General features: G+C 72.8%; 20 protein-coding genes. All 20 read left to right on the top strand.

Going from position 1 to position 19,602, the window contains the following annotated elements; all coding sequences use genetic code 11:
• The first annotated feature begins 47 nt into the window (after positions 1-47).
• Positions 48-1,574, top strand: a complete 1,527-nt coding sequence (gene ftsY / locus ACQP0T_RS21945) for a signal recognition particle-docking protein FtsY (protein ID WP_433869765.1) — start codon at positions 48-50, stop codon at positions 1,572-1,574.
• A 138-nt stretch (positions 1,575-1,712) separates the two neighbouring features.
• Positions 1,713-2,930, top strand: a complete 1,218-nt coding sequence (locus ACQP0T_RS21940) for a CynX/NimT family MFS transporter (RefSeq protein WP_433869764.1) — start codon at positions 1,713-1,715, stop codon at positions 2,928-2,930.
• Positions 2,931-3,034: 104 nt separating this feature from the next.
• Entirely contained in the window at positions 3,035-4,363 is a 1,329-nt protein-coding gene (locus ACQP0T_RS21935) for an ammonium transporter (RefSeq protein ID WP_433869763.1), read from the top strand.
• Positions 4,360-4,698, top strand: a complete 339-nt coding sequence (locus ACQP0T_RS21930; protein ID WP_345355614.1) for a P-II family nitrogen regulator — start codon at positions 4,360-4,362, stop codon at positions 4,696-4,698. Before ACQP0T_RS21935 ends, ACQP0T_RS21930 begins: the two co-directional genes overlap by 4 nt.
• Before the next feature lie 443 nt (positions 4,699-5,141).
• Positions 5,142-5,675 carry an AAA family ATPase gene (locus ACQP0T_RS21925; RefSeq protein WP_433869762.1) on the top strand — a complete coding sequence of 178 codons (534 nt, stop codon included), beginning with the start codon at positions 5,142-5,144 and terminating at the stop codon, positions 5,673-5,675.
• A 297-nt stretch (positions 5,676-5,972) separates the two neighbouring features.
• Complete coding sequence (locus ACQP0T_RS21920; protein WP_433869761.1) at positions 5,973-7,697, top strand: DEAD/DEAH box helicase; 1,725 nt, start codon at positions 5,973-5,975, stop codon at positions 7,695-7,697.
• 123 nt (positions 7,698-7,820) lie between these two features.
• The gene (gene ffh, locus ACQP0T_RS21915; RefSeq protein WP_433869760.1) at positions 7,821-9,371 is read left to right on the top strand and encodes a signal recognition particle protein; all 1,551 of its coding nucleotides are present in this window, start codon (positions 7,821-7,823) and stop codon (positions 9,369-9,371) included.
• Positions 9,368-10,441: an amidohydrolase family protein gene (locus ACQP0T_RS21910; RefSeq protein ID WP_433869759.1), complete on the top strand. Its 1,074-nt coding sequence runs from the start codon at positions 9,368-9,370 to the stop codon at positions 10,439-10,441. Before ffh ends, ACQP0T_RS21910 begins: the two co-directional genes overlap by 4 nt.
• A gap of 53 nt (positions 10,442-10,494) precedes the next feature.
• Entirely contained in the window at positions 10,495-11,319 is an 825-nt protein-coding gene (locus ACQP0T_RS21905) for a CPBP family intramembrane glutamic endopeptidase (protein ID WP_369775495.1), read from the top strand.
• Between the two features lie 125 nt (positions 11,320-11,444).
• Positions 11,445-12,155 carry a type II CAAX endopeptidase family protein gene (locus ACQP0T_RS21900; RefSeq protein WP_345355600.1) on the top strand — a complete coding sequence of 237 codons (711 nt, stop codon included), beginning with the start codon at positions 11,445-11,447 and terminating at the stop codon, positions 12,153-12,155.
• Positions 12,156-12,334: 179 nt separating this feature from the next.
• Positions 12,335-12,778, top strand: a complete 444-nt coding sequence (gene rpsP, locus ACQP0T_RS21895) for a 30S ribosomal protein S16 (RefSeq protein WP_433869758.1) — start codon at positions 12,335-12,337, stop codon at positions 12,776-12,778.
• Positions 12,775-13,014, top strand: coding sequence for an RNA-binding protein (locus ACQP0T_RS21890; protein ID WP_344134710.1), 240 nt, complete (start codon positions 12,775-12,777; stop codon positions 13,012-13,014). The genes rpsP and ACQP0T_RS21890 overlap by 4 nt, the downstream gene beginning before the upstream one ends.
• Positions 13,015-13,145: 131 nt before the next feature.
• Positions 13,146-13,679 carry a ribosome maturation factor RimM gene (rimM, locus tag ACQP0T_RS21885; protein WP_345355594.1) on the top strand — a complete coding sequence of 178 codons (534 nt, stop codon included), beginning with the start codon at positions 13,146-13,148 and terminating at the stop codon, positions 13,677-13,679.
• Between the two features lie 15 nt (positions 13,680-13,694).
• On the top strand, positions 13,695-14,480 hold the full coding sequence (gene trmD / locus ACQP0T_RS21880; RefSeq protein ID WP_433869757.1) for a tRNA (guanosine(37)-N1)-methyltransferase TrmD: 786 nt from the start codon (positions 13,695-13,697) through the stop codon (positions 14,478-14,480).
• Positions 14,481-14,670: 190 nt separating this feature from the next.
• Positions 14,671-15,027 (top strand): 50S ribosomal protein L19, encoded by a 357-nt coding sequence (gene rplS / locus ACQP0T_RS21875; RefSeq protein WP_345355588.1) that lies wholly within the window; start codon positions 14,671-14,673, stop codon positions 15,025-15,027.
• 232 nt (positions 15,028-15,259) lie between these two features.
• Complete coding sequence (gene lepB, locus ACQP0T_RS21870) at positions 15,260-16,201, top strand: signal peptidase I (protein ID WP_433869756.1); 942 nt, start codon at positions 15,260-15,262, stop codon at positions 16,199-16,201.
• Between the two features lie 35 nt (positions 16,202-16,236).
• Complete coding sequence (locus ACQP0T_RS21865) at positions 16,237-16,953, top strand: ribonuclease HII (RefSeq protein ID WP_433869755.1); 717 nt, start codon at positions 16,237-16,239, stop codon at positions 16,951-16,953.
• A 33-nt stretch (positions 16,954-16,986) separates the two neighbouring features.
• Complete coding sequence (locus tag ACQP0T_RS21860; RefSeq protein WP_345355578.1) at positions 16,987-17,310, top strand: DUF2469 domain-containing protein; 324 nt, start codon at positions 16,987-16,989, stop codon at positions 17,308-17,310.
• A 301-nt stretch (positions 17,311-17,611) separates the two neighbouring features.
• Entirely contained in the window at positions 17,612-17,995 is a 384-nt protein-coding gene (locus tag ACQP0T_RS21855; RefSeq protein ID WP_433873810.1) for a YraN family protein, read from the top strand.
• Positions 17,996-19,516, top strand: coding sequence for a YifB family Mg chelatase-like AAA ATPase (locus ACQP0T_RS21850; RefSeq protein WP_433869754.1), 1,521 nt, complete (start codon positions 17,996-17,998; stop codon positions 19,514-19,516). It begins immediately after the preceding gene.
• The last annotated feature ends 86 nt before the right edge of the window (positions 19,517-19,602 follow it).

Below are 19,602 nucleotides of genomic sequence, written 5' to 3'. Positions count from 1 at the left end.
CCGGGGCGCGTTCCGGCGACGCGCCGCACGGGTGCGAGGATGGCGCGGTGACCACCTCCAACGTGATTCTGATCGTCGTCGTGGCGCTGGTGGTGCTGGCGATCGCCGTCGTCGCCGGCATCGCGCTGCGTCGCAAGCGCCGGATCAGCCTGGGCGAACAGGACGAGACCGCGGGCGGTTCGGAGGCCGTCAAGGACGGCGGCTACCGGGCGGGCGGTGGCATCAGCCTGTCCAGCGGTGGGGCCGGTACCGCCGCACCGGAGCACCCCGCGGGGGACCGCACCGAGGTGGAGGGCCAGCCCGGGATCGGGGACGACGCGGCCGTGCCGCGCGACAGCGCGCGGCGCGACATCGTCGACGTGCCGCTGCCGGACCAGGGCACCGCCGAAGCCCCGCCGTCGGCCACCGCGCCGGAAGCGCCGGCCGAACCCGAGGCGCCGGCCGAACCCGAGACGCCGGAGCCCCGCGCACCGGAGCGGCCCGCGGAACCCGAGGCGCCCGCCGAACCGAAGGCACCCGCCGAGCCGGAAGCACCGGCGCGCCCGGAGGTCCCGGCCGCGCCGACCGCCCCGCCGCAGGAGCGGGTCGAGCCGGTGCCGGAGCCCGAACCGGCGGTCGCCGAGGAGATCGAGGAGATCGAGCCGACCACCGGGCGGCTGGAGCGGCTGCGCGGCAGGCTGTCGCGCTCCCGCTCGTCGCTGGGGCAGGGCCTGCTCGGCCTGCTCGGTGCGGGCGACCTCGACGAGGACTCCTGGGAGGAGGTCGAGGACACCCTCCTGCTCGCCGACCTCGGCGCGGCGACGACCGCCGAGGTGATCGAACGGCTGCGCGGCGAGCTGGCCTCCCGCGCGGTGCGCACGCCCGAGCAGGCGCGCGCGCTGCTGCACGAGGTGCTGGTCGACGCGCTGGGCCCGGACATGCCGCGCTCGGTGCAGGCGCTGCCGCACGGCGACCCCGCCGAGGGCGGGAAACCGGCCGTGGTGCTGGTGGTGGGCGTCAACGGCACCGGCAAGACCACGACCACCGGCAAGCTGGCCCGGGTGCTGGTCGCCGATGGCCGGAAGGTGCTGCTCGGCGCCGCGGACACCTTCCGCGCCGCCGCCGTGGAGCAGCTCGCGACCTGGGGCGGCCGGGTCGGCGCCGAGGTCGTCAAGGGCAAGGAGGGCGCCGATCCGGCGAGCGTGGCCTTCGAGTCGGTCAGCCGGGGTTCGGACACCGCGGTGGACGCCGTGCTGGTCGACACCGCGGGGCGGCTGCACACCAAGACCGGTCTGATGGACGAGCTGGGCAAGGTCAAGCGCGTCGTCGAGAAGAAGGCCCAGGTCGACGAGGTGCTGCTGGTGCTGGACGCGACCACCGGCCAGAACGGGCTCACCCAGGCCCGGGTGTTCTCCGACGTCGTCGACGTCACCGGCATCGTGCTGACCAAGCTCGACGGCACGGCCAAGGGCGGCATCGTCTTCCAGGTGCAGCGCGAGCTCGGCGTCCCGGTCAAGCTGGTCGGGCTCGGCGAGGGCCCGGACGACCTGGCGCCCTTCGAACCGCACGCCTTCGTCGACGCCCTCCTGCGCTGAGGCGAACCTGGTGAGGGGCACCTTCATCCGGCACAGTCGGATGAAGGTGCCCCTCACTCGGTTCCGTCGGGGGAGGTTGTCCGGGCGGTGCGCGCTGCTTAGGGTCTGCTGCGGCCCGCCGGGCCGGGAGGAGGCGCCGTGAGCACCGGAGTCCGGGGCACCGCGAGCACGACCGCCGTCGCCACGATCGTGCTGATCGTGCTGACGGCGTTGGCGCTGCGCACGCCGTTCACCGCCGTCGCGCCGCTGCTGGAGGGCATCCAGCGCGACCTCGGGGTGTCCACCACCTTCGGCGGGGTGCTCACCACGCTGCCGGTGGTGTGCCTCGGCGTGTTCGCCTTCGTCGCGCCCCGGTTGCGGCAGCGCTTCGGCGACGAGCGGGTGCTGCTGGGCTGCTTGGTGGTGCTGCTCGTCGGCAACTCGGTCCGCGCGCTCGGCCCGGCGTGGGCGCTGCTGGCGGGCACGGTCGTCGTCGGCGCGGGCATCGCGGTCGCCAACGTGGCGGTGCCCGGTTTGATCAAGCGGGACTTCGCGGAGCGGGTGCCGGTGCTCACCGCGGTGCACACGGTGTGCATGACGCTGGGCGGCGCGCTGGCGGCGAGCCTGGTGGTGCCGGTGGGACGCGCCCTGGACTCGGCCTGGCGGCTCCCGCTGGGCCTGGTCGCGGTGCCGGTGCTGGTGGCGCTGCTGATCGGCGCTGCGGTGCTGCGCGGTCGGCCGCGCGCCGCCGCGGCACCGCCGACCGGCTCCGCGGTGCTGTGGCGGGTGCCGCTGGCCTGGCAGGTCACCGCGTTCATGGGCACCCAGTCGTCGATGGCCTACGTGGTGTTCGGCTGGCTGCCGACGATGGTGCAGGCGCGCGGGCTGAGCCCGGCGGCGGCCGGGTTCGCGCTGGGCGTGCAGGCCGCGGTGCAGGCGGTCGGTTCGCTCGCGGTGCCGCTGCTGTGCCGCCGGTTCCGCGACCAGCGGGGGATCGCGGTGGCGCTGGCCGCCCTGATCGCGCTCGGCTTCGCCGGTGTGCTGCTGGCCCCGGCGCCCGGCGGGGTGTGGACGGCGGTGGTGCTGCTCGGGGTGGCCCAGGGCGCGGCCTTCGGCCTCGCGGTGACGCTGTTCGGACTGCGCTCGCCGGACAGCACCACCACGGCCGCGCTGTCCGGGATGGCGCAGGGCGCCGGGTACCTGCTCGCGGCGGCGGGTCCGCTGCTCATCGGCCTGCTGCGCGACCTCACCGGCGGGTGGACGGCTCCGCTGGTGCTGCTGCTGGGGATCTGCGCCGCGATGGCCGTCGCCGGGCTGCTGGCCGGACGCCCGCTCCAGCTCGACCGGTCGGCCCGCGACGCGGGTGCCGAGCCGTAACACGACGCGCGGCTGCGTTCACCACGCCGAAACAGCGGATCGCACCGGCGGAAACAGGCGCCGCCCACACTCCGGCGCAACGAGGTCCGCACGGGGGAGGCAAGGTGAATTCAGGCGACACGGCATGGGTGCTCACGAGCGCGGCGCTGGTGCTGCTCATGACGCCCGGACTGGCGTTCTTCTACGGGGGCATGGTGCGCGCCCGAGGCGTGCTGAACATGCTCATGATGAGCTTGGGCAGCATCGGGGTGGTCGGCGTGCTCTGGGTGCTGTTCGGCTACTCGGCGGCGTTCGGCACCGATCTCGGCGGGCTCGGCCTGCTGGGCAACCCGGCCGAGTTCTTCGGCATGAGCGGGCTCCTGGGGCCCGACCGGCTCTCGGACGGCATCCCGACGATCGCGTTCGCCGGTTTCCAGGCGATGTTCGCGATCCTGACCGTGGCGCTGATCTCCGGCGCCATCGCCGACCGGGCGCGCTTCGGCCCGTGGCTGCTGTTCGCCGGGCTGTGGGCGGTGGTCGTCTACTTCCCGGTCGCGCACTGGGTCTTCGCGTTCGACTCGACCGACGAGGCGGGCAACGTCACCGCGGTCGGCGGCTGGATCGCCAACCGGCTGGCCGCGATCGACTTCGCCGGCGGGACCGCGGTGCACATCAACGCCGGAGCCGCCGCGCTGGCCCTGGCCCTGGTGCTGGGACGGCGTTCGAGCTGGCCGAAGGACCCGGGCAAGCCGCACAACCTGCCGCTGGTGGTGCTCGGCGCCGGGCTGCTGTGGTTCGGCTGGTTCGGCTTCAACGGCGGTTCGGCGCTGGCCGCGGACGCCACGGCCGCCGTCGTGCTGGTCAACACCCTGGTGGCGACGAGCGCCGCGATGCTCGGCTGGCTGCTCGTCGAGCGGTTCCGGGACGGGCACGCGACCACCCTGGGCGCGGTGTCGGGCATCGTGGCCGGCCTGGTCGCGATCACCCCGGCCTGCTCGTCGGTGACGCCGCTGGGCGCCATCGCGATCGGCGCGATCACCGGTGCGGTGTGCGCGCTGGCGGTGAGCCTCAAGTTCCGGTTCCGCTACGACGACTCGCTGGACGTCGTCGGCGTCCACCTGGTCGGCGGTCTGGTCGGCACCCTGCTCGTCGGGTTCTTCGCCTCGTCGTCGGCCCCGGCGGGCGTCGACGGGCTGTTCTACGGCGGTGGGCTCGACCAGTTGTGGCGGCAGGCGGTCGGTGCGATCGCCGTGCTGGTCTACTCCTTCGCGCTGAGCCTGCTGCTGGCGCTGCTGGTCAAGGCCGTCGTCGGGTTCCGGGCCACCGAGGAGGCCGAGTCGATCGGCATCGACGAGACCGAGCACGCCGAGTCCGCCTACCACCTCGCCGGTGGTGGCCGCGGCACCGCGACGACCGACGAGGCGCAGCGCAGGCTGGAGGGCAGCCGGGCATGAAGCTGGTGACGGCGATCGTTCAACCATCCACGGTGGACGATCTGAAGGAAGCGCTGGGCGCGCTCGGCGTGCTGGGCATGACGATCAGCCAGGCCCAGGGGTACGGCAGGCAGAAGGGCCACCGCGAGGTGTACCGGGGCGCGCGGTACGCGGTGGACTTCATCGAGAAGCTGCGGGTCGAGGTGCTCGTCGACGACGCCGCCGCCGACGAGGTGGTGGACGGCATCGTCCGCGCCGTCCGCACCGGCAAGGTCGGCGACGGCAAGGTCTGGGTCACCCCCGTCGAGTCGGTGACCCGGGTCCGCACCGGGGAGACCGGGGTGGCGGCGATCTGAGAGCTCGTGCGGCGAACTCGCCGGGGTGGGGCGCGGACCGGGCGGTTCGCGCCCCACCGGTGCGTTTCGGCCCTCCCGCCGGAATTGCGTAGCACTACGCAGGCCCACTCAGGTGTCCTCACGGTCTCGCCGCGCCTCCGGAGACGGCAGACTTCTCCTCGCGACGCGGTGGTCAGGGGGAAACACCGGTGCAGGGGGAAACCCCGCCCGTTCTGGGGTCGGGCGGGGGTGCGCCGGGGCCACCGCATCGCACGGGGGACCGAGGAGGGGGGAGGTGCTCCGCCGGGCACCTGGGAGGTGGCTCGTCCGAGGACGGGCCACCTCTTTGGCCCGCGCGGTGCCGTGGCGCACAGCCCGGACGATCAAGATCGTCCGTCGCGTAATCTGGCCGGGTCGTGGTCACATCGGACAAGCCCCCCAGTGGTCGGCCGCCCTCGTTGCGCGTGGACCGTCGTTCGCTCGTGGTGCTCGCGGGGTTGCCCGGGGCGGGCAAGAGCACCGCGCTCCGCAAGCTGGGCGGTGACGTCTCCCGCGTGGTCGTGCTCGACTCCGAGCAGGTCCGGGCGGTGCTGCGGGTGCGGCTGCCGGATTCGCTGGAGTACCGCTACTACCGGCCGCTGGTGCACCTGCTGCACCGCGCCCGCATCCTCTGGTACTGCGTCGCGGCCCGGGATCCGGTGCTGGCGCACGAGCCCGCCACCCGCGCCTCCACCCGGCTGATGCTGCTGCTGTTCGCCGCGCTCAGCGGGCGGCGCGCGGTGCTGCTGTGGTTGCACGCCGACGCGGGCGAGGCGCTGGCCGGGCAGCGGGCCCGGGGCAGGCTGATCCGCTCCCGCTCGTTCCGGCGGCACATCGCCCGGGCCGGCCGGATGCACGTGCGGCTGGTCGGCGGCGCGGTCCCGGCCGGATGGTCGGCGGTCGCGGTGCTCACCCGCCGGCAGGTGTCGGACGGGCTGCGCCTGGAGGTGCGCGGGTGATGTGCGTCCCGTTGTCCGGGTCGGCTCGCGGGTGGTGGATCGCCGTCGGCTAGGCTGGACCGGCATCGCGGACGTTCCGCGGTGCCAGGCTGAGATCATCGAGCTGCGAGTGACTGGCAACGGGTGTGCGTCCAGGTGAGCGCGGTTCGACCAAGCGCAAGCGGCGCCTGCCCCACGGTTTGTTCTGCCGACCAACTCGACTGCCGCCGACCACCCGGGCCCCGGGCGAGGCAGTGCTGGGCCGTGACGCGTTTTCATCAGCCCCACGCCGACCCCTTGAGGAGACCCGCGTCCAGCATGTCGACCTTCGACGAACTCGCCCTCGATGCCCGCGTCCGCCAGGTGCTGAGCGAGATCGGGTACGAGACCCCGTCGCCCATCCAGGCGCAGACCATCCCGCCGCTGCTGGAGGGCCGCGACGTGCTCGGCCTCGCGCAGACCGGCACGGGCAAGACCGCCGCCTTCGCACTGCCGATCCTGTCCAACGTCGACCTCGACGCCACCAATCCGCAGGCGCTGGTGCTGGCGCCCACCCGTGAGCTGGCGATCCAGGTCTCCGAGGCGTTCGAGCGCTACTCCAAGCACCTGCCGGGCCTGAACGTGCTGCCCATCTACGGCGGCACCAGCTACACCCCGCAGCTCGCCGGGCTGCGGCGCGGCGCGCACGTCGTCGTCGGCACCCCCGGCCGGCTGATCGACCACCTCAACAAGGGCTCGCTCAAGCTCACCGACCTCAAGCACGTGGTGCTCGACGAGGCCGACGAGATGCTGCGGATGGGCTTCGTCGAGGACGTCGAGACGATCCTGCAGTCGGTGCCGGAGACCCGCCAGGTGGCGCTGTTCTCGGCGACCATGCCCGCCGCCGTGCGCAAGATCAGCCAGTCCTACCTGCACGAGCCGGTGGAGATCTCGGTCAAGACCAAGACCAGCACCGCCACCAACATCAACCAGCGGTACGTCCCGGTGCGCGGCGCGGACAAGCTCGACGCGCTGACCCGCATCCTCGAGGTAGAGCCGTACGACGCGATGATCGTGTTCGTCCGCACCAAGCAGCTCACCGAGGAGATCGCCGAGAAGCTCCAGGGCCGCGGCCTGAGCGCGGCGGCGATCAACGGCGACATCCCGCAGCCGGTGCGCGAGCGCACCATCGGGCAGCTCCGCGACGGGCGCACCGACATCCTGGTCGCCACCGACGTGGCCGCCCGCGGGCTCGACGTCGAGCGCATCTCGCACGTGCTCAACTACGACATCCCGCACGACACCGAGTCCTACGTGCACCGGGTCGGCCGCACCGGCCGCGCCGGGCGCAGCGGGGAGGCGATCCTGTTCGTCTCCCCGCGCGAGCGGCACCTGCTGCGCTCGATCGAGAAGGCGACCCGCCAGTCGATCGCCCAGATGGAGCTGCCCAGCGTGGCGGCGGTCAACGAGCGGCGGCTGGCCAAGTTCGCCCAGGGCATCACCGACGCGCTGGCCACCGGTGGCCTGGAAGTGTTCCAGGAGCTGGTGCGCGAGTACGAGCGCGAGCACGACGCCTCCGCGCTGGACATCGCCGCGGCGCTGGCCAGCATGGCGCAGGGCGACCGGCCGCTGCTGATGCAGGAGGCGCCGGTGGACCGGGAGGGGCCGAAGTTCGAGCCCGGCAGCCAGGACACCGAGACCTACCGGGTCGAGGTGGGCCGTCGCAACCGGGTGACCCCGCGCGCGCTGGTCGGGGCGCTGGCCAACGAGGGCGGCCTGGCGACCAAGCACATCGGGCACATCGACATCCGGGCCGAGCACACCCTGATCGAGCTGCCCGCGGACCTGCCCGAGGACCTGCTCACCCGGCTGCGCAAGACCCAGGTGGCCGGGCGCGGGCTGCGGATCAGCAGGGCCGACGGCGAGGTCATCACCCGCCGTCCGCGCAGGCAGGGCGGTCCCCGGGACGCCAAGCCCAAGACGCACCGCAAGGGCCAGCGCTCGCCGCAGTCGGGCGCGCGCGTCGGCTCCGGCAAGCGGCGCGGCGACTACTCGATGAACTGATCGTCGTCGACGCGGGGTTGCGCCATTCCGGTGCGGCGCGACCCCGCGTCCTCGACCGGGTGCGCGGGTGGCCGGTTACCCTCGCATAGGTACTCAGGTACACCTCTCGACTCTGGAGCCCGTGTGTTCGACACCCTCTCCGACCGGCTCACGTCGGTCCTGACGAATCTGCGCGGCAAGGGGCGGCTCTCCGACGCCGACATCGACGCGACCGCGCGCGAGATCCGCATCGCCCTGCTGGAAGCCGACGTGGCCCTGCCAGTGGTGCGCAGCTTCATCCAGGGTGTCAAGGAGCGGGCCAAGGGCGCCGAGGTCTCGCAGGCACTCAACCCCGCCCAGCAGGTCATCAAGATCGTCAACGAGGAGCTCGTCGGCATCCTCGGCGGCGAGACGCGGCGGCTCGACCTGGCCAAGACCCCGCCCACCGTCATCATGCTCGCCGGTCTGCAGGGCTCCGGGAAGACCACGCTGGCGGGCAAGCTGGCCAAGTACCTGGCCGGCCAGGGGCACACCCCGCTGCTGGTGGCCTGCGACCTCCAGCGGCCGAACGCGGTGAACCAGCTCCAGGTGGTCGGCGAGCGCGCCGAGGTGCCGGTGTTCGCGCCGGAACCGGGCAACGGCGTGGGCGACCCGGTGGAGGTGTCCCGCCGCAGCATCGAGGAGGCTCGCCGCAGCCAGCACGACATGGTCATCGTCGACACCGCCGGACGGCTGGGCATCGACGAGGAGATGATGCGGCAGGCCGCCGACATCCGGGAGGCGGTCAAGCCCGACGAGGTGCTGTTCGTGCTCGACGCGATGGTCGGGCAGGACGCGGTGAACACCGCCGAGGCGTTCCGCGACGGCGTCGGCTTCACCGGTGTGGTGCTCACCAAGCTCGACGGCGACGCCCGCGGTGGTGCCGCGCTGTCGGTGCGCGAGGTGACTGGTCAGCCGATCATGTTCGCCTCCAACGGCGAGAAGCTGGAGGACTTCGACGTCTTCCACCCGGACCGGATGGCCAGCCGGATCCTGGGCATGGGCGACATGCTCACCCTGATCGAGCAGGCCGAGCAGGCCTTCGACGCCGACCAGGCCGAGCAGGCCGCCGCCAAGCTGGGCAGCGGGCAGCTCACCCTGGAGGACTTCCTGGAGCAGATGCAGGCGGTCCGGCGGATGGGCCCGCTGCAGAACCTGCTCGGGATGCTGCCCGGCGCGGGCCAGATGAAGGACCAGCTCGCCAACTTCGACGAGAAGCAGCTCGACCGGGTCCAGGCCATCATCCGGGGCATGACGCCCGCCGAGCGGGCCGACCCGAAGATCATCAACGCTTCCCGCAGGCAGCGCATCGCGCGCGGCTCCGGGGTGACCGTCAGCGACATCAACGACCTGGTCAGCCGGTTCTTCGAAGCCCGCAAGATGATGCAGCAGATGGCCGGGCAGTTCGGCGGCTTCGGCGGCGGTGGCGGCGGCAAGTCCAAGAAGGGCAAGAAGGGGAAGAAGGGCAAGAAGGGCAAGGGCCCGACGCCCCCGAAGGGCGTGCGCGGCGGGATGCCCGGCGGCTTCCCCGGCCTGCCCCCGGGGTCGATGCCCGGCGCCGGCGCCGGGCCCGACATGTCGAAGCTGGAAGGCGGCATGAACGAGCTGCCGCCCGGGTTCGACCCGTCCAAGCTCAACTTCGGCAAGAAGAAGTGACCTCGCTGCACCTGCGCGGTGCGGTGCTCCCCGGCGGCGAGCGCCGCGACCTGTGGATCCGGGACGGCCTGCTCAGCACCGAGCCGGTGCCGGGCGCCCGCACCGTGTTCGACGGCGGGTACGTGCTGCCCGGCCTGGTCGACGCGCACTGCCACGTCGGCATCGGCGCCGACGGGCCGACCGGGCTGGAGGAGGCCGCCGAGCAGGCGGAGACCGACCGCGACGCCGGGACGCTGCTGATCCGCGACTGCGGCGCGCCGCTGGACACCCGGCCGTTGCAGGAGCGCGCCGACCTGCCCCGGATCATCCGGGCGGGACGGCACCTCGCGCGGCCGAAGCGCTACATCCCGCGCCTGGCCGAGGATCTGGAGGACGAGTCCCAGCTCCCCGCCGCGGTGGCCGAGCAGGCCGCCGCCGGGGACGGCTGGGTCAAGCTCGTCGGCGACTGGATCGACCGCTCGGCGGGCGACCTGGCGCCGCTGTGGAGCCGCGGGGTGCTCGTCGAGGCGATCGAGGCGGCGCACCGCGCCGGCGCCCGGGTCACCGCGCACGTCTTCGGCGAGGACGCGCTGCCGGACCTGATCGAGGCGGGCATCGACTGCATCGAGCACGGCACCGGCCTCACCGACGAGACCGTCGAGCTGATGGTGCGGCACGGCACCGCGCTGGTCCCGACGCTGATCAACGTGGAGAACTTCCCCGGCTTCGCCGCCGCGGCCACGAAGTACCCCGACTACGCCGCGCACATGACCCGGCTGCACGAGCGCTGCGACCGGACGGTGGCCGCCGCGGTCGAGGCCGGCGTGCCGGTGTACGCGGGCACCGACGCGGGCGGCGGCATCGAGCACGGCAGGCTGGCCGACGAGGTGCTGGCGCTGCACCGGATCGGGATGAGCCCGGAGCAGGCGATCGGGGCGGCCTCCTGGGCGGCCCGCGAGTGGCTCGGCTGGTCCGGCCTGGACCACGGCAGCCCGGCCGACCTGGTCTGCTACGACGACGATCCGCGGCAGGACCTGCGCGCGCTGCGCCACCCCCGGCGGATCGTGCTGCGCGGCCGGGTGATCACCTGATCCGCTCGGCGGAGGCGCACCCGGCATAATCGGGCACTGTCGAGGGGAGCAGCGTGGGCGAGTCCGACGAGCAGCAGTCCAGACCGCCGGGGGTCGGCCCGGTGCCGTTCCAGCCGATGCGCCCGGTCGAGGACACCACCGGGGACCTGCACCCGAGGTACTGGGAAGCCCAGCTGGAGGCCGCCCGCCGCGGTTCGCTGGCGTGGGGCTTCGCCGCGTTCTTCCTCGGCTACGGCGGGTACTACCTGGTCGGCATGGTGATGTCGGCGTTCAGCCCGAACGAGGAGACCGGGTTCGACCCGACCGCGCCGCCGCAGACCGGACCGCTGCTGCTGCTCGCGTTCGCGCCGAACATCCTGCTCGGCTTGGTCCCCGCGGTGCTGTCCTGGTGGCGCGGGCGCGGCCTGCGCTCGGACTTCGGCATCCTGCCGCGGCGGCGGGACTGGAAGGTCGGCCTGGCCTGCGGCGGCGTGGCGCTGCTCGGGTCGCTGGTGCTGAGCCTGATCGTGATCAGCGTGTCCGGCCCGCCGCCGGAGAGCGACCTCACCCGGTTGATGCAGGGCGAGCGCACCGTGTGGCTGTTCCTGTTCGCGCTGTTCGCGTTCATCGGCGCGCCGCTGACCGAGGAGCTGCTGATGCGCGGGGCGCTGTGGGGCGCGCTGGAGCACTACAAGGTGCCGCGCTACGCGATCCTGCTGCTGACCGCGCTGATCTTCGCGTTGATCCACCAGGAGGCGTGGCGCACCCTGGTGCTGTTCTTCGGCGGTGTCGCGATGGGCGCCGCGCGGATGATCACCGGCCGGGTCTCGGCGAGCATGATCGCGCACGCGACGAACAACTTCCTCCCGGCGGTGCTGCTGTTCGCCACGGCGGGGTGACCCGGTGCGACCGGCGTCGCCGGAACGCTGGGCCATCGGCGGTAATCTGGCTGCTCCGCCGGTGTCCGCGCGACGGGCCGGCAGCCGCCGCGGGCGAACCCGGACCGGGGAGCAGGGAGGCGCACGTGAACGACCAGCCGGAGACCGCCGTCGACGCCCGCACGCACCGCTGGGGGATGGGTGCGTTCTTCGCCGCGCAGGCGGTGTTCGTGCTGGTCTCGGTGCTGCTCGCGGCCGCGCTGGGGAACTCGGGCGCCAGCGCCCTGGTGCTCATGCTGGTGCTGCCGACGATCTTCGCGGGCGCGGTGGCGGTGGTGATCACCCTGGTGCGGGGCAACGGTCCCCGGCTGGACTTCGGGTTGCAGTGGCGCTGGTCGGACGTCACCACCGGGCTGACCATCGGCGGCATCGGGATGATCAGCACGACGATCGCCACCGTCCTCTGGACCCGCTGGGGCCCGGAGGAGGCGGAGTCCACGGTCGGCGGGCTGCTCGACGAGGCGCAGTTGTCGCCCGCGCTGGCGGTGGTGATCTTCCTGCACGTGTGGCTGGTCGCGCCGCTGTGCGAGGAGATGGTCTTCCGGGGGCTGCTGTGGGGTGCGATGGAGCGCCTGCGGTGGAGCCGGCTCACCGCGTTCGTGCTGAGCACGGCGGTGTTCGCGATCAGCCACCTGGAGCCGGAGCGCACCGTGCTGCTGCTGGTCATCGCGATCCCGATCGGGGTGGCGCGGCTGGTCACCGGCAGGCTGACCGCCAGCGTGGTGGCGCACCAGGTGAACAACTTCATCCCGGCGCTCGGGTTGCTGCTGCTCTCGCTCGGCCTGCTGCCCGCGTAGCGGCCTCGGCCGGTCGTCCGGGGTCCCGGCCCATCTGGCACAATGGTCTGTCGGCTGCCGCGATCGGACCCTCTCACCGTCCGCGGCCGGTAGAACGTACGAGCGTTCCATCCGTTGTTCCCCACTCGGCGTGGATGCTCGCCCACACACGAACGAGAGTCTGAGGAGCACCACCACCCGTGGCTGTGAAGATCAAGCTGGCCCGGATCGGTAAGATCCGCGAGCCGCACTACCGCATCGTGGTCGCCGACGCCCGCACGCGCCGCAACGGCCGGGCCATCGAGACGATCGGTCAGTACCACCCCAAGGACGAGCCGAGCCGCATCATCGTGGACTCGGAGCGCGCGCAGTACTGGCTGGGCGTCGGCGCGCAGCCGACCGAGCCGGTGCGCAGCATCCTCGAGGTCACCGGTGACTGGCAGAAGTTCAAGGGCCTGCCGGGCGCCGAGGGCACGCTGAAGGTCGCGGAGCCCAAGCAGACCAAGCAGGAGCTGTTCGAGGCCGCGCTGGCCGCCGCCGAGTCGGAGCCGACCGTCGAGGCCGTCACCCCGAAGAAGAAGGGTGGCAAGAAGGCCGACGAGGCCAAGGCCGAGGAGTCGAAGTCCGAGGAAGGCCAGGCGTGACGGTCCTCGCGGACTCCCTCGAGCACCTGGTGCGGGGCATCGTCGACAACCCCGACGACGTGCGGGTGCAGCTCCTCACGACCCGCCGGGGCCGCACCCTTGAGGTTCACGTGAACCCCGACGACCTGGGCAAGGTCATCGGGCGCGGTGGGCGCACCGCCACGGCGTTGCGCACCGTGATGACCGGCATCGGTGGTCGCGGCATCCGCGTGGACGTGGTCGACACCGACCGCTGAGCCCGTTGCCGAACCGGGGCCACCGCCAACGCGCGGTGGCCCCGTTTCGCACTCGACGCCCGGTCCGGCGACCGGCGCACCGCATCGGGGCCGTCCTCGCGGAGAGCCCCCACCAGCGCAAGAAGGCGAGCATGAACCAGCAGGAAACCCTCGCGGTCGGGCGGGTGGTCAAACCCCACGGCGTGCAGGGCGAACTCGTCGTCGAGGTGCGCACCGACAGCCCCGAGCTGCGGTTCGTCCCCGGCGCGGTGCTCGGCGTGCGCCGCCGGGGCGGCGGCCGTCCCGGCGAGTCGCTCACCGTGGAGTCCACGCGCCCGCACGCGGGACGCCTGCTGCTGCGGGCCGAGGGCGTGGTCGGCCGGGAGGCCGCCGAGGACCTCCGCGGCGTGCTGCTCACCGTGGGCGTCGACGAGCTGGGGCCCACCGACGACCCCGAGGAGTTCCACGACCACCAGCTCGAAGGGCTGCGGGTGGTGGACACCGCCGGGCAGGAGCGGGGCGTGGTGCGCGAGGTGGTGCACACCCCGGCCGGCGAGCTGCTGGCGGTGCGCACCGACGGCGGCGAGGTGCTGGTGCCGTTCGTGCTGGACATCGTGCCCGAGGTCGACGTCGCCGCCGGTCGGTTGGTGGTGGACCCGCCGGAAGGGCTGTTCGACCCGAGCTGACCCGAACGGAGCACCATGCGCATCGACGTCATCACGATCTTCCCCGACTACCTCGCGCCGCTGCGCGAGGCGCTGCTGGGCAAGGCCATCGATCGCGGCCGCATCCAGGTCGACGTGCACGACCTGCGCACCTGGACCCACGACGTGCACAAGGCGGTGGACGACAGCCCGTACGGCGGTGGCCCGGGGATGGTGATGAAGCCCCAGGTCTGGGGCGAGGCGCTGGACGCCGTCTGCGGCGACGAGGCGCCCCGGCTGGTGGTGCCGACCCCGGCGGGCCGCCCGTTCACGCAGCGCGACGCGGTGCGCTGGTCCGCCGAACCCCGGCTGGTCTTCGCCTGCGGTCGCTACGAGGGCATCGACCAGCGGGTGATCGACGACGCCGCCGAGCGGATGCCGGTCGAGGAGGTCTCGCTCGGCGACTACGTGCTGGTGGGCGGCGAGGTCGCGGTGCTCACCATGGTCGAGGCGGTGGCCCGGCTGCTCCCGGGCGTGCTGGGCAACCCGCTGTCGGCGGAGCAGGACTCGTTCTCCGACGGCCTGCTGGAAGGTCCCTGCTACACCCGCCCGGAGGTGTGGCGCGGGCGGCCGGTGCCGGACGTGCTGCGCTCCGGCAACCACGCCGCGATCGACCGCTGGCGGCGCGACCGGGCGCTGGAGCGCACCTGGTACCGGCGCCCGGACCTGCTGGCCGCGCTGCCCGAGGGCACCCTGACCGCACGGGACCGGGAGCAGCTCGATACGCTCGGGGAGTCGGAGCATTCCGACGAGTCCCGCGATGCCGGAGACGTGGCGCGCTGACCCCCTGAACGGGGTCGCTGTCGGTGCGGTGAAGCGGATCTGGCACACTGGGGAGGTTGTCGCAGCCGGACGGTGCTCCGGCGCGCCAAGACGAAGTTCACCCCGTGTCAAGCGGTGCCCCACCGAGCAGGCTGGGCCATCGGCATGTGAGAACACGGGTGCCATCGACACGGATGAGGACGGACCACCGATGAACACCCTGGACGCTCTGGACGCCCAGTCGCTGCGTTCCGACATCCCGGCCTTCCGGCCTGGCGACACGCTGAAGGTCCACGTCCGCGTCATCGAGGGTTCGCGCGAGCGGACCCAGGTCTTCCAGGGCGTGGTCATCCGCCGTCAGGGCGACGGTGTCCGGGAGACCTTCACCGTGCGCAAGATTTCCTTCGGTGTCGGCGTGGAGCGCACCTTCCCGGTGCACACCCCGAACATCGCCAAGATCGAGGTCGTGACGCGCGGCGACGTGCGACGGGCGAAGCTGTACTACCTGCGCGAGCTGCGCGGCAAGAAGGCGAAGATCAAGGAGAAGCGCGAGCCCGCCTCCTCCTGATCACCGCCGCAGCGGAACCGCTGAACGGCCCGGGTGCGCGCACCCGGGCCGTTTCGCATCTCGTTATCCCGTTCGGGTGAAGGGCAGCCGGCCTGCGGAGGCGTTGACCACGCCATCGGCCGCCCCCGGCGCGGGGGCGGCGGGAAAACACCACGTCAGCGCGCGGGGGCGGTCGCGGTCGCAGCTCGGGGCAGCGCGCGGGAGCCCGCCCGGGTTGAAGTAGCCTGGCCGGGTGGCCGACGTCATGCGCTCCACCGGACCAGAGGACGACCCCCAGGACGGGGAGCACCGCGACCGTGCCTCCGCCTCGTCGGAGGAGCGTGCCCGAACCGGCGAACCGCGGAGCGAGAAGAAGAGCAAGGGCAAGAAGAAGGGCTCGTTCTGGCGCGAGCTGCCGATCCTGATCGTCACCGCGCTGGTGCTGACGGTCCTGATCCAGGCGTTCGTGGCGCGGGTCTACGTCATTCCGTCGCAGTCGATGGAGCAGACCTTGCACGGTTGCCCCGGCTGCAACAACGACCGGGTGCTGGTGGACAAGATCTCCTACCGGTTCACCGATCCGGAGCCGGGCGACGTGGTGGTCTTCCGCGGCCCGCAGCCGTGGGTGCAGGACGGGTTCCGCAGCTCGGAACCCGCGAACCCGGTCGCCGGCTTCTTCCAGAACGTCTCCTCGCTGCTGGGCTTCGGTGCGCCGGACGAGAAGGACTTCGTCAAGCGGGTCATCGCGGTCGGCGGCCAGACCGTCGAGTGCTGCGATCAGCAGAACCGGGTCCTGGTCGACGGCGAGCCGCTCGACGAGCCCTACCTGTACTTCGAGCCGGGCAGCGGCGACGTCCAGAAGCCGTTCGAGCCGGTGACGGTCCCCGAGGGGCACCTGTGGGTGATGGGCGACAACCGGAACGACTCGGCGGATTCCCGGGTCCAGGGCGGCGGCGGTCCCCGGGGCGCGGTCCCGGTCGAGAACGTGATCGGCAAGGCGCAGGTCATCGTGCTGCCGCCGACCCGCTGGCAGAGCATCCCGGAGCCGAACCCGCAGGCCCTCGCGCTGGGGGCGCCCGGGTGGCAGTCCGGTCTGCCGCTGGGCGCCGGGTTCGCGGCCGCGTTCCCGGTCGTGCTCGCGGGACGTAAGCTGGTGGGTGTGGTGACCGAACGACGTGCTCGGGAGCGGCGCTGACAGTGGCGGCGAGGTCGCTCCGGCCGCCTCGGACGGTGATCCGGCGCAGCAGCGGCAACTGGGCGTTGCAGAGCGCGCTGGACCGGCGGGGGCTGGGACCGGTTGCGGGCGTGGACGAGGCCGGTCGCGGTGCGTGCGCCGGCCCGCTCGTGGTGGGCGCCTGCGCGCTCAAGGCCGGTGACGCCAAGCGCTTCGAGGGCCTGACCGACTCCAAGGTGCTCACCGAGGCCGAGCGCGAGCGCCTCTTCGACGTCATCACCCGCCGGGCGATGAGCTGGTCGGTGGTGGTGATCGACGCCGAGGACGTGGACCGGCTCGGCGTCCACGTGGCGAACCTCGAGGGGATGCGCCGCGCGGTGGCGCGCCTGAGCGTCCACCCCGGGTACGTGCTGACCGACGGCTTCCGGGTCCACGGCCTGCCGTCGCCGAGCGTCGCGGTGGTCAAGGGCGACCTGGTCGCGGCCTGCGTGGCCGCGGCTTCGGTGCTGGCCAAGGTGACCAGGGACCGGATCATGACCTCGATGGCCGAGGACTTCCCGCAGTACGGCTTCGACGAGCACAAGGGCTACAGCACGGTGGACCACGCCGCGCGCCTGGCCGAGCACGGTCCGTGCGCGGAGCACCGCTGGTCCTACGCGAACGTGGTCGGTGCGGCGCGGGCCCTCGGGTTGCGCTCGCCGCGGACCGTGACCAGCAAGCCCGGTTTGTTCGATGCCACGACGGCGGAAGTGGTGGACAATGAGGAGTCGTAGTCCGAACGGCAACGCGGAAGGGCTCGCACAACGATGAGCGCCGAGGATCTCGAGAAGTACGAGACCGAGATGGAGCTGCAGCTCTACAAGGAGTACCGCGACATCGTCGGGCAGTTCACCTACGTCGTGGAGACCGAGCGGCGCTTCTACCTGGCCAACGCGGTGGACGTGCAGGTCCGCAACTCCGACGCGGAGGTCTACTTCGAGGTGGCGATGTCCGACGCGTGGGTGTGGGACATGTACCGGCCCGCGCGGTTCGTGAAGAACGTCCGGGTCATCACGTTCAAGGACGTCAACGTCGAGGAACTGGACAAACCGGAGCTCCGGCTGCCGGAGAACGGTCCGTTCGGCGGCTGATCGCGGAAGGCGCAGCCCGGGTGGTCGTGGACCACCCGGGCTGCGCTGCTTCTCGGGCGCTGATGTGTTCGCCGCCGTCGGAGGCGCAAAAAATCACCCGGCAGAATTGCCTATCAGAGTGATGTGATCCCTCGCCCGTGTGACCGAGTTGTCCACAGGGCACCGAGTTGTCCACAGATTTCGGAATTGCCCCTTGGCGCGGTCGTCCGCCCTGGGCACGGTGGAGCCATCGATCGTTTTCGGCGTGGAGAGCCGAATGCGAATTCTCCGCTCATCCCCGGGAGGCAACGTGCGCCAGTTCATGGGTTCCCTTTCCGACGACGACACCAGGGGACGCAGGCACGCGCTCGGCGTCGAGTCCGAGAAGCTGGCTGCGCGGATGCTGGAGCAGACCGGCCTGACCGTGCTGGAGCGCAACTGGCGCTGCCCGCGAGGCGAGCTGGACATCGTGGCCACCGACGGCGACGTGGTGGTGTTCTGCGAGGTCAAGGCGCGCGCCGGGAACGACTACGGCGGCCCCCTCGCCGCGATGACCCCGCTCAAGATCACCCGGGTGCGCGAGCTCGCCCGCACCTGGTTGCACGAACGCGGTCTCACCGGCAGACCGGTGCGCTTCGACGTCGTCGCGATCCTCTGGCCGCTGCACCAGCGGCCGAGCGCGCGGCACCTCCCGGGGGTGTTCTGAATGGCGCTCCGGAAGACGTGGGCGGTCGCGCTGTTCGGCCTGGACGGCGTGCTGGTGGAGATCGAGTCGGACGTGCGGGCGGGCGGATTGCCCGCGCTGAACCTGCTCGGACTGCCCGACACCGCGCTTCAAGAGGCGAAGAACCGGATCAAGGCGGCGGTCCAGAACTGCGGGGAGCAGTGGCCGGAGCGCTGCGTCACGCTCGCGCTCTCCCCGGCGTCGGTGCCCAAGACCGGTACGTCCTACGACCTGGCGCTGGCGTGCGCGGTGCTGGCCGGGGCGGAGCTGGTCCCACCGCACCGCCTGGAGGGGACCGTGCTGTTCGGGGAGCTGGCGCTGGACGGCCGCATCCGCCAGGTGCGCGGACTGCTGCCCGCGCTGCTCGCGGCGCGCGGGCAGGGGATGCGCCGCGCCGTCGTGCCCCGCGCGGGACTGGCCGAAGCCCACTTGGTCGCCGGTCTCGACGTGCTCGGCGCGGAGCATCTCCGGGAGGTGACGGCCTGGCTGCGCGAGCTCGACGACCTGCACCGGGAGCCGGTGCCGCGACCGGAGCCGGAGCCGCGCGGGAACGCACCCGACCTGGCCGACGTGTTCGGGCAACCCGAAGCGCGCTGGGCCCTGGAGGTCGCGGCCGCGGGCGGGCACCACCTGCTCATGGTCGGCCCGCCGGGCACGGGCAAGACCATGCTGGCCCGGCGGCTGTGCGGCCTGCTGCCCGAGCTCACCGACCAGGAAGCGCTGGAGGTGACCGCGCTGCGCTCGGTGGCCGGGGAACTGCCGGAAGCCGCCTCCCTGGTCCGCGCCCCGCCGTTCGTGGCGCCCCACGCGTCGCTGTCGGTGCCGGCGCTCATCGGCGGTGGCACCGGATGGGCGCGGCCCGGCGCGGTCAGCCGGGCGCACCGCGGGGTCCTGCTGCTGGACGAGGCGTGCGAGCTCGGGCCGAAGCGCTTGGAGGCGCTGCGGACCGCGCTCGAGGAGGGCGAGGTCCGGTTGGCCCGCCGGGACGGAACGCTGCGCTACCCGTCGCGCTTCCAGCTCGTGCTGGCCACCAACCCCTGTCCCTGCGCCCCGGCCCGCGACATCGACTGCCAGTGCGCGCCGCAGGCCCGGCGCCGGTACCTGGGCAAGTTGTCCGGTCCACTGCTGGACCGCGTCGACCTGAGGGTCCGGATGCGTCCGATCACGGCCATGAACGCGGTCGGCCTCGCCCCGCCGGAGTCCAGCGCGGTGGTGCGCACCCGGGTCGCCGAGGCGCGGGCCGCCGCGATCGACCGCTGGTCGCCGCACGGTTGGCAGAGCAACACCGATGTGCCGGGTCCGGTGCTGCGCCGGGAGTACGCGCTCCCACCGGCCACGACGGCGCTGCTCGACCGGGGACTCGAGGTCGGCGCCATCACGGCACGGGGGGCGGACCGCTGCCTCCGGGTGGCGTGGACGCTCGCGGACCTGGACGGAGCGACCACCCCGACGAACGAGCACGTGGCCGCCGCGCTGGAGTTCCGGGACCGACGGGCGACCTGACCGGCGGGCACCGACCGGCGGCCGCGGCGCGGGCTCGAGCAGCCGGAGACCGCCGCCGGGGGAGTGGGACGGCCCCGCCGCCCGGC

This window comes from Saccharopolyspora sp. CA-218241 (genome assembly GCF_050954615.1).
In the GTDB taxonomy this organism is placed as follows: Bacteria; Actinomycetota; Actinomycetes; order Mycobacteriales; family Pseudonocardiaceae; genus Saccharopolyspora; species Saccharopolyspora cebuensis.
This window is presented reverse-complemented; position numbering and strand designations above follow the sequence as displayed.

Coding starts and splice junctions, on each gene's coding strand:
- ACQP0T_RS21930 (WP_345355614.1), top strand. CDS start 4,360: ATGAAGCTGGTGACGGCGATCGTTCAACCATCCACGGTGGACGATCTG.
- ACQP0T_RS21920 (WP_433869761.1), top strand. CDS start 5,973: ATGTCGACCTTCGACGAACTCGCCCTCGATGCCCGCGTCCGCCAGGTG.
- rimM (WP_345355594.1), top strand. CDS start 13,146: ATGAACCAGCAGGAAACCCTCGCGGTCGGGCGGGTGGTCAAACCCCAC.
- trmD (WP_433869757.1), top strand. CDS start 13,695: ATGCGCATCGACGTCATCACGATCTTCCCCGACTACCTCGCGCCGCTG.
- rplS (WP_345355588.1), top strand. CDS start 14,671: ATGAACACCCTGGACGCTCTGGACGCCCAGTCGCTGCGTTCCGACATC.
- ACQP0T_RS21860 (WP_345355578.1), top strand. CDS start 16,987: ATGAGCGCCGAGGATCTCGAGAAGTACGAGACCGAGATGGAGCTGCAG.
- ACQP0T_RS21855 (WP_433873810.1), top strand. CDS start 17,612: ATGGGTTCCCTTTCCGACGACGACACCAGGGGACGCAGGCACGCGCTC.
- ACQP0T_RS21850 (WP_433869754.1), top strand. CDS start 17,996: ATGGCGCTCCGGAAGACGTGGGCGGTCGCGCTGTTCGGCCTGGACGGC.